Source organism: Cellulomonas pasadenensis (genome assembly GCF_047229365.1).
Classification (GTDB): domain Bacteria; phylum Actinomycetota; class Actinomycetes; order Actinomycetales; family Cellulomonadaceae; genus Cellulomonas.
Window position 1 is genome coordinate 1 of record NZ_JBFTEP010000111.1, and the last position, 12,291, is coordinate 12,291.

8 protein-coding genes are annotated in these 12,291 nt (G+C 76.9%); 4 read left to right on the forward strand and 4 right to left on the reverse strand.

All coding sequences use genetic code 11. The features are described 5' to 3' along the window. Positions 1–501, forward strand: a 501-nt coding sequence (locus AB6N23_RS14180; RefSeq protein ID WP_412866661.1) for a hypothetical protein, incomplete at its 5' end; no start/stop codon positions are given. 106 nt (positions 502–607) lie between these two features. Further along, positions 608–2,080 (forward strand): PepSY-associated TM helix domain-containing protein, encoded by a 1,473-nt coding sequence (locus AB6N23_RS14185; RefSeq protein WP_412866662.1) that lies wholly within the window; start codon positions 608–610, stop codon positions 2,078–2,080. Between the two features lie 81 nt (positions 2,081–2,161). Here AB6N23_RS14185 and AB6N23_RS14190 read toward each other — a convergent pair whose 3' ends face one another. Continuing rightward, the gene (locus tag AB6N23_RS14190; RefSeq protein WP_412866663.1) at positions 2,162–2,503 is read right to left on the reverse strand and encodes a YtxH domain-containing protein; all 342 of its coding nucleotides are present in this window, start codon (positions 2,501–2,503) and stop codon (positions 2,162–2,164) included. Positions 2,504–3,044: 541 nt separating this feature from the next. Here AB6N23_RS14190 and AB6N23_RS14195 point away from each other — a divergent pair. Both AB6N23_RS14195 and AB6N23_RS14200 read left to right on the forward strand, forming a co-directional pair. Beyond that, positions 3,045–4,451 carry an APC family permease gene (locus tag AB6N23_RS14195; RefSeq protein ID WP_412866664.1) on the forward strand — a complete coding sequence of 469 codons (1,407 nt, stop codon included), beginning with the start codon at positions 3,045–3,047 and terminating at the stop codon, positions 4,449–4,451. Between the two features lie 74 nt (positions 4,452–4,525). Next, a complete protein-coding gene (locus tag AB6N23_RS14200) occupies positions 4,526–6,241 on the forward strand; it encodes a cation:proton antiporter (RefSeq protein WP_412866665.1) in 1,716 nt (571 codons plus the stop codon). A gap of 9 nt (positions 6,242–6,250) precedes the next feature. Here the strand turns inward: AB6N23_RS14200 and AB6N23_RS14205 are convergent, their stop codons facing one another. The 3 genes from AB6N23_RS14205 to hrpA all read right to left on the reverse strand — a co-directional run. Next, positions 6,251–7,477 carry a saccharopine dehydrogenase family protein gene (locus AB6N23_RS14205; protein WP_412866666.1) on the reverse strand — a complete coding sequence of 409 codons (1,227 nt, stop codon included), beginning with the start codon at positions 7,475–7,477 and terminating at the stop codon, positions 6,251–6,253. Positions 7,478–7,537: 60 nt separating this feature from the next. After that, entirely contained in the window at positions 7,538–7,942 is a 405-nt protein-coding gene (locus AB6N23_RS14210; RefSeq protein WP_412866667.1) for a type II toxin-antitoxin system VapC family toxin, read from the reverse strand. A 63-nt stretch (positions 7,943–8,005) separates the two neighbouring features. Then, positions 8,006–12,291, reverse strand: a 4,286-nt coding sequence (gene hrpA / locus AB6N23_RS14215) for an ATP-dependent RNA helicase HrpA (protein WP_412866668.1), incomplete at its 5' end; no start/stop codon positions are given.

A 12,291-nucleotide genomic window follows, 5' to 3' on the forward strand; every position in this document is an offset into this window, starting at 1 on the left:
GCCGTGCCCCGGCCGGGCGTGCTGGTCGCGCTGGGCGCGCTCGCCGCCGTCGTGGCGCTGCCGGTGTCGGGGCGCCGGACGTCCCGCCTCGCCGTGCTGGTGCCCGCCGGTGCCGTCGCCCAGGTGCTGCTGCACCAGGCGCTCACGGTGCTGACGTCCGCACCGCCCGTCGCCGGCGCACCGGTGCACCACCCGGCGTCGACGGCTCTCCCGCCCGGCGCGGTCGCGTCGGCCCTGCACCACGACCCCCGCATGCTGCTCGCGCACGCGGCCGCCGCGCTGGCGACCGCGGTGGCGCTCGTCGCCACCGACCGCGCCGGTGCCGCCGCGCGGACGTGGCTGTCGTGGGCGCTCCCCCTGCTGGCGGGCACGCCCGCCGCACCCGTCCCGGCGCGTCCCGCACGGCCCGTGCCGCCGCCGCTCCCCCTGCCGGTCTCGAGCGTCCTCGGCGGCGTCGCGCCCCGTCGCGGCCCGCCCGCGGGCGTCCGCGCCGTCCGCTGACCGCACTCCCGGGGTGACCGCCCCGGTGGGTGGCGGCGGGCCGGCGCGCGCCCGCCCGCCGTGCCGCCTCGCGTGCGCACGTCCCCGCCGACCCCGAGGACCCGCCATGACGTCGACCCCACCCGTCCTGCAGGAGCTGCCCGACGAGCACCCGCCCGCGCCGCCGCCCGCGGCGCCCGACCGGCCGTCCGGCTGGGCCGCCCTGCAGCCGGTGCTGCTGCGGCTGCACTTCTACGCCGGCGTGCTCGTCGGCCCGTTCCTGCTCGTCGCCGCCACGACGGGACTGCTGTACGCGTTCACGCCCCAGCTCGAGGCGGTCGTGCACCGGCACGAGCTCACCGTCGACGCGGTCGGCACCACGCCGTTGCCGCTCGCCGACCAGGTGGCCGCCGCGCGTGCCGAGCACCCCGAGGGCACGGTCACGCAGGTGCAGCCCGCCGCGTCGCCCGACGGCACGACGCGCGTCGTCCTGGCGTCGGAGGACGTGCCGGCCGGCCGCGACCTCACCGTGTTCGTGGACCCGTACACCGCCGAGGTGCGCGGCGCGCTGAGCACGTTCGCGGGCTTCCTGCCTGTGCGCGCCACGCTCGACGACCTGCACCGCAACCTGCTGCTCGGCGAGCCGGGCCGCGTGTACTCCGAGCTCGCGGCGTCGTGGCTGTGGGTGGTCGTGCTGGGCGGGGTCGCGATGTGGGTGGCGCGGTCCGCGCGCCGCGGACGGTGGCGCCGCCTCGTCGTGCCCGAGCGCGGACGCGCCGGCCGGCGCCGCACGCTGTCGTGGCACGGCGTCGTCGGGATCGTGGCCGCGCTCGGCCTGCTGGCCCTCTCCGTGACGGGCCTGACGTGGTCGGCGCGCGCCGGTGCGAACGTCGGCGAGCTGCGCGCCGCGTGGGGGTGGAGCACCGCGTACGTCGACACGACCCTGCCCGGCGCGGCGTCCGGCGAGCACGACGCGCACGCGGCGCACGGCGGGGGGACGGACGGCACGGACGACGGCGCAGCCGACGACGTGGACGCGGTGCTCACGGCGGGCGTCGGCGTGGACGGCGTGCTCGCGACGGCCCGCGCAGAGGGGCTGCGCGAGCCGGTGCGCCTCACGCCCCCGGCGGAGGCGGGTCAGGCGTGGGCCGCGGCCGAGTCCGGCGAGGGCTGGCCGAGCCGCGCCGACTCCGTCGCCGTCGACGGCGCGGACGGCAGCGTCGTCGACCGCGTCGACTTCGCCGACCAGAGCGTGCCCGCCAAGCTCGCGCACTGGGGCATCCAGGCGCACATGGGCAGCCTGTTCGGGCTCGCGAACCAGCTGCTGCTCGCGGGCCTCGCCCTCGCGCTGATCACCCTCGTCGTGCTCGGCTACCGCATGTGGTGGCAGCGCCGCCCGACGCGCCGGGCGTCCGGACCGGGCCCGTGGCTGCGGCCGGGCGCGCTGCGGGCGGCGCCGCGGTGGCTCGCCGCGCTGCTGCTCGTCGCCGCGGCGGCCGTCGGCTGGGTGGTCCCGCTGTTCGGCGTGCCGCTGCTGGTGTTCCTCGCGGTGGACGCGCTGCTGTCCGCGCGGGCCCGGCGGCGGACGGCCGCCGGCTGACCGGCGGGGGCGTGGCGGGCACGACGGCGGGCGGTGGGGAGATCCCCACCGCCCGCCGTCGTCCGTGCGGTGCGCGCCGGGTCAGATGCGCGGCGCGTTCGGGTTGGCGTCGTCCGCGTCGACGAGCGGGCCGTCGGCCGCCGTCTGGGGGCGCGACGTCTCGCTCGTCCCGGTGTCGTCGCCGTCGTCCTTGGAGAACGCCGACTTCGCCGTGCTGACGGCCTTGTCCTTGAGCGCACCGCCCTGGGTCTTGGCGAAGTCGGTCGCGGCCGACTCCGCGTCCTTGACGTAGCCCTGGACGCGCGGGTCCTGCCACGTCTCCGTGGCCCAGCCCTTGATCTTCTCGAACTGCTGCCGACCGGCCCGGGTGCCCAGCAGGTACCCGACCCCGGCGCCGACGAGGAACGTGAGCTTGCCCTTCATGCGGCCTCCTCGGACCGGCCGCGACGGCCGGTCGATGTCGTGGTGACGTGCGTGCCGTCGGGTGGCGGCGGCCTGCCCGCACGCCCCACCCGGAGGTCACCGAGCGTAGGTGCGGACGGCCCGGTCCGCCTGCCGAGCGTGTGCCCCGCGACGCCATCGCCTGCGAGCACCTCCTGCGTGCCGCGCCCGCACGCCGGGTCCGCTCACCGCGCGTCTCGCGCACGGCCGCGCGGCGGGCGGTCGTGCGATCGGCGTGTCGGCGGGTGGAGGCGGCCCTTCCCCCGGGCGTACGCACCGTGTGCGCACCGTGTGCGTACGCCCGTGGGAAGACATCCGTCTCCCCGCCGACACGCGCGTGCGCCACGCCGGGTGCCGCCCGGGCCGGCTGGGGGGCCGGAGCTCGGACCGACGGGGACGTGCGCGGGAGGCCCACGAGGCGCGCACGCTCGGCAGGCGCCGCGCCGCCGCCAGGAGCAGACTCCCCCTCACCGGGGGTCCGCGGCGCCGCGGTCCGCGCAGCCGCAGGTCAGGAGGGGTCGCCATGGTCGCCACCGCACCGCCGCCCAGCGCGCTCAAGCGCACCGTGGGCCGCCGCATGCTGCTCGTGTTCATCGTCGGGGACATCCTCGGCGCCGGCATCTACGCGCTCACCGGGCGCGTCGCGGGCGAGGTCGGCGGGGCGATCTGGCTCCCCTTCGTCGTCGCGTTCGCGCTCGCCGCGCTCACCGCCACCGCGTACGCGGAGCTCGTCGGGCGCTTCCCCCGCGCTGCCGGCGCCGCCGTCTACGCGCAGCAGGCGTTCGGGCGGCCGTTCGTCACCTTCCTCGTCGCGTTCGCCGTGCTCATGTCGGGCATCACGAGCGCGAGCGCCGCCGCGCGCGCGTTCGGCGGCGACTACCTCGCCGAGCTCGTCACCGTGCCCACGCTGGTCGCGGCGTGGGTGTTCGTGCTGCTCGTCGCCGGGGTGAACGCCGTCGGGGTGTCCGAGTCCGTGCGGGTCAACCTCGTGCTCACGGCCGTCGAGGTCACCGGGCTCGTCGTGATCCTCGTCATCGGGGCGCGCGCGTTCCTCGCCGGCGAGGGCGACCCGTCGCGCGCCATGACCCTGACGTCCGACGGCCCCGCGTGGATGGCGGTGCTCGGCGGCACCGCGCTCGCCTTCTACGCGCTGCTCGGCTTCGAGGACTCGGTGAACCTCGCCGAGGAGTGCCGGCACCCGCGCCGCGACTTCCCCCGTGCCCTGTTCGGCGGCATCCTCATCACCGGCGTCATCTACCTCGCCGTCGCGTTCACGACGTCGATGCTCGTGGAGACCGAGACGCTGGCGAACTCGACCGGGCCGCTGCTCGAGGTGGTGCGCGTCGCCGGTCTCGTGTTCCCGCCGTGGCTGTTCGCGCTCATCGCGCTCGTCGCGGTGTCGAACACGGCGCTGATCAACATGATCATGGCGTCGCGCGTCGTCTACGGGATGTCGCGCGAGGGCATCGTCCCCGGGTGGCTCGGCAAGGTCGGCCGCCGCCGGCAGACCCCGTGGACGGCGATCCTCTTCACCACCGTCATCGCCCTCACGCTGGTCAGCACCGGCGACCTGTCCGGCCTCGCCGACACCACCGTGCTCCTGCTGCTGCTCGTGTTCGCGACCGTCAACGTCTCCGTGCTCGTCCTGCGGCGTCGCACGCGCGACGACGACGACGCGACGCCGCACGGCGACGCCGAGCGCACGTTCCGGGCCCCGACGTGGGCGCCCGTGCTCGGCACGGTCGCGTCGCTCGTGCTCGCCTCGCCGCTGACCGGCCGCGACGTCGACGTCTACGCCCGCGCCGGCGTCCTGCTCGGCATCGGCGTCGTCCTCTACGTCGTCAACCGGCTCTTCGTGCCGCGGGCGCCCGCCGAGGGCGCGGCGCTCGGCGTGGACCAGGGCGAGCCGGCCGGCACGCACGAGTCCTGACCGGCCCGCCCGCGCGGCGCGGTCCGGCACCCGCGTCGTAGGTTCGTGCTCGCACGCCCGGACCCGGAGGACGCATGGACCTGCTCGTGGTGCTCGTCGTGGCGGTGCTGGTCGTCGTCGCGGTCACGTCGTTCGCGCCGCGCGTCGGCGTCGCGGCGCCGCTGCTGCTCGTGCTCGTCGGCATCGGCGTCAGCTTCCTGCCGTTCGTGCCGCCCATCGAGGTGGAGCCCGAGCTGGTCCTCGGCGTGATCCTCCCGCCCCTGCTGTACTCGTCGGCGGCGAACATGCCCGCGATGGACTTCCGCCGCGACCTGCGGACCATCTCCGTCTTCTCGGTCCTCCTCGTCGCGGCGTCCGCGCTGCTCGTCGGCGTCGTCCTGCACGCGCTGCTGCCCGACATCGGGCTCGCGACCGCCGTCGCCGTCGGCGCGGTCGTCAGCCCGACCGACGCCGTCGCGACCTCGATCGTGCGCAAGGCCGGGGTGTCCCCGCGCATCGTCACGGTGCTCGAGGGCGAGTCGCTGCTGAACGACGCGTCGGCGCTCGTGCTGCTGCGCTCGGCGATCGTCGCGACCGCGGCGACCGTGTCGGTCGTCGAGGTCGCCGGCGACTTCGTCCTCGCGGTCGTCATCGCCGTCGCCGTCGGCTGGGCCGTCGGCCGCCTCCAGCTCGTGGTGCGGGCGCGGCTCGCGCTCCCGCAGGCGAACGTGGCGATCTCCCTCGTGGCGCCGTTCGTCGCCTACCTGCCCGCCGAGCACCTGGAGGCGTCCGGGCTGGTCGCCGCCGTCACCGCGGGGCTCGTCACCGGAAACGGGGGCGCGCGGTACCTGCGCGCCGAGGACCGCGCCGCCCAGCGCGCCGTGTGGCGGACGCTCGAGCTGCTGCTCGAGAGCGCGGTCTTCCTGCTCATGGGGCTCGAGGTGTCCGGGCTGGTGCTCGACGTGCGCGAGGCGCACGGCAGCGAGCTGCTCGCCCTCGGGCTCGGCGCCCTCACGGCGGCCGTCGTCGTCGCGGTGCGCACGGTGTTCGTCACCGCGTCGGTGTGGGGCCTCGCGCGACGGTCCCGGCGGATCCCCGAGCTGCGCGACGTGCTCGCGCGCGCGGAGCGCCGGCTCGCGCACGGCCCGGACCGCCCCGGCGTCCCCGCGCCCGAGGCCGAGCGGCGCCGCGTCCTGCTGCGGCGGCGCGTGCGGCGCAAGCGCGCGGACATCGACTTCTTCGCCGCCGAGGCGTTCGGACCGCGTGAGGGCGTGGTGCTCGTGTGGGCGGGCATGCGGGGCGCGGTGACCCTCGCGGCTGCGCAGTCGCTGCCGTCGGACACGCCGCAGCGCTCGCTGCTCGTCCTCGTGGCCTTCGTCGTCGCCGCGGGCACGCTGCTCGTCCAGGGTGCGACCCTCCCGTGGGTGGTCCGCCGGCTGGGGCTGACGGACCGGCCCGGGGACGACGGCGCCGAACGGGCGGCACTGGCCGGGGAGCTGCGACGTGCCGCGGTGCGCCGGCTGGAGGACGACGCGCTGCACCGCCGGGACGGCACCCCGTTCCCCGCCGACGTGGTCGAGCGGGCGCGGACCGAGCTCGCGGCGATCGACGCGAGCGAGACCGACGACGAGGACGTCCCCACCCGCGCCGACCTCCAGCGCCTCCTGCTCGTGCTGCTCGACGCCCAGCGCGACGAGCTGCTGCGGCTGCGCGACCTCGGCACGTACTCGTCGAAGGCGCTCGACGAGGCGCTCGTCCGGGTCGACGCCGCGCAGATCGGCGTGCAGATGCGCGCGGCGGAGGACGGGTGACGACGACGGTCAGCGGGGCGACGCCTCGTAGGTGTGCCCCGCCGCGCGCAGGCGCCCGACGAGGACGTCGCCGATGCCCGTCGCGGGCGTGAGGGAGCCGGCGCGGTCGGGCAGGCGGTCGCCGTCGAGGGCGAGCGCGAGCGCCGACTCCCCGAGCATGACCGACGTCGCCGCGTAGCCGGGGTCGCCGTCGCCCTGCGCGAGCGCGCGGTACTGCCGGCCCGTCGTCGTGACCGCGTGGACCTCCATGCGGAACCGGCCGGTGCGGCGCGTCTCCTCGTCGGGACCCTCCCCGGACGCGGGCAGGACACGGTCGAGCAGGGCGCGCGTCGGCGGGAGCGCCACGACGCCGACGAGCGCCGGCAGGGCGGCGGTGAGCGCGAGCGCCGCGGCGGCGCCCCGCGCGCCCCGGCCGGTGCCGGCGACCTCGCCGTACCGCATCGAGCGCCCGTACGACCAGCCGGTGAGCGCGTTGCTGCGCCGCACGACGCGCGTGTTGAACGACGCCATCGGCGACGCGGCCACCCACGCGCCGTCGTGCGTGCGGCCGGGCAGCGGGGAGTCGGGCGGCTGCGGCAGCGCCGGCTCGGCGCCGCGGTCGGGGCTCAGCGCGTAGGGGTCGGCCAGCAGCCGGCGCACGCGCGCGTCCTTCGCCGCCTGCTCGACGATGCCGCGCATCGACGCGACCGTGCCGCCGCTGACGCCCCCGCGCGCGGTCGCGACCGTCCGGACGTCGCGCAGCGCACCGGCGCCGTCCGCCTCGACACGCCGGTGCAGCACGTGCACCGCCAGGTCCGACGGCACCGCGTCGTACCCGCACGCGTGCACGATCCGCGCGCCCGAGTCGCGCGCGACGTGGTCGTACCGGTCGATGGCGCGCCGCACGAACGGCACCTCGCCCGTCAGGTCGGCGTAGTGCGTGCCGTTGCGGGCGCACGCGCCGACCACCGGCAGCCCGTGCCGCAGGTACGGGCCGACGGTGCTGACGACGACCCGGGTGGCGCCCGCCATCGCGGCGAGCGACGCCGGGTCGGACGTGTCCGCGACCAGGACCGGCCAGTCACGGGCGGCCGACGGGAGCCCGGCGCGGACGTCCTCGACCTTGCCGCGCGTGCGGCCCGCGAGCGCCACGCGCAGGCCCGGCGGGGCGTGCTCGGCGACGTACGCGGCGGTCAGCCGCCCGACGAACCCGGTGACGCCGAACAGGACGAGGTCGTGCGCACGGGCGTCGCTCATCCGGCGATGCTCACCCGCGTGCCGGGCGCCCGCAACCGGCCGGGCGGGTCGCGGCGCGCCTCAGGACGGGGAGTACAGGTCCTCGACGTCGGCGAGCGGCACGCGGCCCTCGGCGGCGGCGCGGAGCACCGGGTCGAGCGTCACGAACGCGTCCGCCTGGAGCTGCGCGACGGCGAGGTACTCGGCGTCGCCCGTGTCGGACCAGCCGAGCTCGTGCGCGATGCGCCAGGCCGTCGCGCGCGACACCCGGTCGCCGAGCAGCCGCATCTTCGTCGTCGTCACGCCGTCGAGCAGGCGCCGGCCCTCCGCCTCGGGCAGCACGCCCGAGCGCACCGCCCGGTACAGGTACCCGAGCACGTGCGAGCGCAGCAGCGTCGGTCCGACCAGCTGGTGCTCCTCGGGGACGACGACGCCGTCGCGGGCGAGCTCGACGGCGACGAGGTGGTCGATCGCGTAGCGGGTCATGCGGCCATCCTGCCCCCGGCCACCGACGGCGGCCGGACGGTGGACGCACCGCGCGGCGGTGCGTCAGGTGATCGCGGCGAGGGCCTTGCGGATGCGGGTCGGGGACACCGGCACCGGTGTGCCGAGCTGCTGCGCGAACAGGCTGACCCGCAGCTCCTCCACGAGCCACCGCACGTCGTCGAGCGCGCGCGCCTTCGCCGGGTCCGGCGAGCCGGCCGCGACGCGCGCGCGGGCCGCCTCGTACTGCTCGACGACGTCGTGCACCTGCCACGCGAGGTCGGCGTCCCGGTTGGGGTTCTCCGCGGCCTTCGCCAGCCGGTGGCCGGCGGCCCGCAGGTACCGGACGAGCTGCGGCAGCCGGTCCGCGCCGACCTCGGAGACGAACCCGTCGTGCACGAGCGTCGCGGCCTGCTCGCGCACGTCCTGCGCGGTCGACAGCAGCGCGAGGCTGTTCGACGCCCGCACCTGCGCGTCGAGCTCGCGCCACGCGCCGAGCACACCGACGAGGTCGCCGACGACGCGGTGCACGTCGTCCTCGAGGCCTGCCCGGACGGCGGCGCGCAGGGCCGCGTACGCGTCGGCGTCCCGGACGTCCCGCGGCGTGCGGCCCGCCAGGTGCCGGGCCACGAGCCGGTCGACCGACGCGAGCTGCACGTCGGTGACGAGCGCGTCCGTCGACGGGTACGGGGACGCCGCGAGCGCGAGCGCCTGCGGGCCGGTCCACCGGCTGGTGACGCGCCCGACGGGCAAGCCCGCGTCGAGGACGAGCAGCCGGCGCAGCCCGCGGCGGGCGGCGACCTCGGCGGCCGCGGCGTCGGCGAGCACGCGCAGCGCGACGGACGGCGCACCGCCGGTCGTCTCCTCGACGAGCGTCGGGTAGGCGCGGACGACGCCGCCCGCGGCCGACGGCGCCTCGACGACGTCCGGCAGCGCGCCGGGCAGGTCGGGCCACCGGGTCAGGTTCGTGCGCTCGAGGTCGACACCGGGGGCCGTCGCCGGCGCACCGGGACGCGGGCCGGGACCGCGCCGCGCACCCCCGCCGGCCGTCTCCGCCCCGGTGCCGGCCGCGGGCGTCGCCGCCCCGCCGGCCGCCGCCATCGCCTCCTCCATCGCCGCCCGCACGGCGCTGCGCACCGCCGACGACACGGCGTCCTGCGCGCGGTCGGCGTTGCGCCGCTGCAGCACGAGCAGGTCCTTGCCCTCGTCCACCACGCCCCCGCGCTCGCCCACGACGCGGAACGTCATGCGCAGGTGCGGCGGCAGCCTGTCCTCCTCGACGGCGTCGGGCGGCACCTCGACGTCGCGCAGCGCGCGCACCGCCCGGGCGAACATCTCCCGGAACGACGGGGCCGCGTCGGCGGCCCGCACGGTGTCCTCCCACGAGGCGACGTGCTCGGTCATCCACGCGTCGACGGCGCGGGCGACGTCCGGCGCGGGGACCAGCTGTACGCGCACGGCCTTGGGCAGCGCGCGGATCGTGGCCGTCAGCAGCTCCGCGCGCACGCCGGGCACCATCCAGTCGAAGCCCTCGGGCCGCACGCGCGGCAGCTGCGGCAGCGGCACGTGCACCGTCACGCCGTCGGCCTCGGTGCCGGGCTGGAACTGGTACGTCAGCGGGAACGACAGCTCGCCCTGCGGCCAGCGCGACGGGAACTGGTGCTCGTCGACGGCCGTGTCCGACCCGACGAGCAGCTCGCGCGTGAACGTCAGGAGATCGGGGTCGCGGCGGCGTGCGTCCTTCCACCACCGGTCGAAGTGCCGGGCGGAGACGACGTCGTCGGGGACGCGCTCGTCGTAGAAGTCGAACAGCACGTCGTCGTCGACGACGAGCCGGCTGCGGGTGCGGGCCTCGAGGTCGCCGACCTCGGCGAGCAGGCGCCGGTTCTCGTGGAAGAACGCGTGGTGGGTCGTCCACTCGCCCTGCACGAGCGCGTGCCGCAGGAACAGCTCGCGCGCTCCCGCGCGGTCGACCGTGCCGAGCAGCACGCGGCGGTCGGCGACGATCGGCACGCCGTAGAGCAGCACCTTCTCGACGACCATCGCGGCGCCCTGCCGCGTCGACCAGGCGGGGTCGGAGTACGTGCGCTTCACGAGGTGCGCGCCGAGCTCCTCCGCCCACTCCGGGCGGATGCGCGCGGCGTCGCGCGCCCACAGCCGCGACGTCTCGACGAGCTCCGCCGCCATGACCCACGCAGGCGGCCGCTTCGACAGGCCGGACCCGGGGAAGAGCGCGAACCGGGCGCCGCGCGCACCGAGGTACTCGTTGCGCGCCCGCCGGTCGGGCGTCGCGCGCCCGCGGCCCTTGGCGTCCTTGCCGGTCGCCTGCACCTCGGTCGCGAGCTGCATGCCGACCTGCGAGAGCAGCCCCGACAGGATCGCCTGGTGGATGGCGTCGCCGTCCCACGACCAGCGCGTCCGCGCGTCCTCGGCGGTGCCGCCGGGGGTCGTCGTCGGCTCCACGACCTCCTGCACCGGTGCGCCCGCCGGGCCGCGCCGCCCTCGGCCGCCGTCCCGCCCGGCCGCCTGCGCCGCCGCGCGCGCCGCGACGAGCTCGTCGGACACGGGCGTCGGCGCGCCCTTCGCCGCGATGCCCAGCGGCTTCGTCAGGTCGCGCAGCTGCGTGACGACGTCCTGCCACTCGCGCACGCGCAGGTAGTGCAGGTGCTCGGCCTTGCACATGCGGCGGAACGCGGACCCCGACAGCGCGTGCTGCTGCTCGCGCAGGTACGACCACAGGTTGAGGTAGCTGAGCAGGTCCGAGGTCGGGTCCGCGAAGCGGCGGTGCAGCTGGTCGGCGGTGTCGCGCTGCTCGGCCGGACGCTCGCGCGGGTCCTGGATCGACAGCGCCGCGGCGATGACGACGACCTCGCGCGCGACGCCGCGACGCCCGGCCTCGACGACCATGCGGGCGATGCGCGGGTCGACGGGGATCTGCGCGAGCGCGCGGCCCGTCTCCGTCAGGCGCGTGCGCCCGTCCCGGACCTCGAGCGCGCCGAGCTCGGTGAGCAGGGCGACGCCGTCGCGGACCGCGCGCACGTCCGGCGGGTCGACGAACGGGAACTCCACGACCTCGTCCGGGCTGCCGACGACGCCCACCGAGATCATCTGCAGGATCACGGACGCCAGCGACGTGCGCAGGATCTCCGGCTCGGTGTACTCCGGCCGGGACGCGAAGTCACCTTGCGAGTACAGCCGGATCGCGATGCCGGGCGACAGGCGCCCCGACCGGCCGGAGCGCTGGTTGGCCGACGCCTGCGAGATCGGCTCGATCGGCAGCCGCTGCACCTTCGTCGCCTTCGAGTACCGCGAGATGCGCGCGGTCCCGGGGTCGACGACGTACGTGATGCCCGGGACGGTCAGCGACGTCTCCGCGACGTTGGTCGCCAGCACGACGCGGCGCGTGTCGTGCCGCTCGAAGACGCGGCGCTGCTCGGCCGCGGACAGGCGCGCGTACAGGGGCAGCAGCTCGACGGCCTGCGGGTGCCGCGGGTCGGTGACGCGCGTGCCGAGCGACCCGCGCAGCGCGTCCTCGGCGTCACGGATCTCGCGCTCGCCGGACAGGAACACGAGCACGTCGCCCGGCCCCTCCGCCATGAGCTCGTCGACGGCGTCGGTGATGCCCGTGACGACGTCGCGGTCCTCGCCGCCGTCGCCCGTGAGGGGCCGGTACCGGATGTCGACCGGGTACGTGCGCCCGCTGACCTCCACGACCGGGGCGGGCACGCCGTCGGGGTGCTCGGCGGTGGGCGGGCCCGCGAAGTGCCGCGCGAACCGGTCGCTGTCGATCGTCGCCGACGTGATGATCAGCTTGAGGTCGGGCCGCTGCGGCAGGAGGCGCGTGAGGTACCCGAGGATGAAGTCGATGTTGAGGCTGCGCTCGTGCGCCTCGTCGATGATGAGCGTGTCGTAGCGGCGCAGCATCGGGTCGCGCTGGATCTGCGCGAGCAGGATGCCGTCGGTCATCACCTTGACGAGCGTCTCGTCGGACGACTCGTCGGTGAACCGCACCTGGTACCCGACGACGCCGCCGAGGGTGGTGCCGAGCTCGTCGGCGATGCGGTCCGCGACCGACCGCGCCGCGATGCGCCGCGGCTGCGTGTGGCCGATCTGGCCCGCGCGCCCGCGGCCCAGCTCGAGCGCGATCTTGGGCAGCTGCGTCGTCTTGCCGGACCCCGTCTCGCCCGCGACGACCACGACCTGGTGGTCGCGGACCGCCGCGGCGATCTCCGCGCGCCGGGCCGAGACCGGCAGCTGCTCCGGGTAGACGATCGCGGGCAGCTGCACCGCGGCGCGGCGCTCCGCCGCCTGCGCGAGCCGCTGCTCGTCGCGCGCCCGCCGGTCCTCGCGGC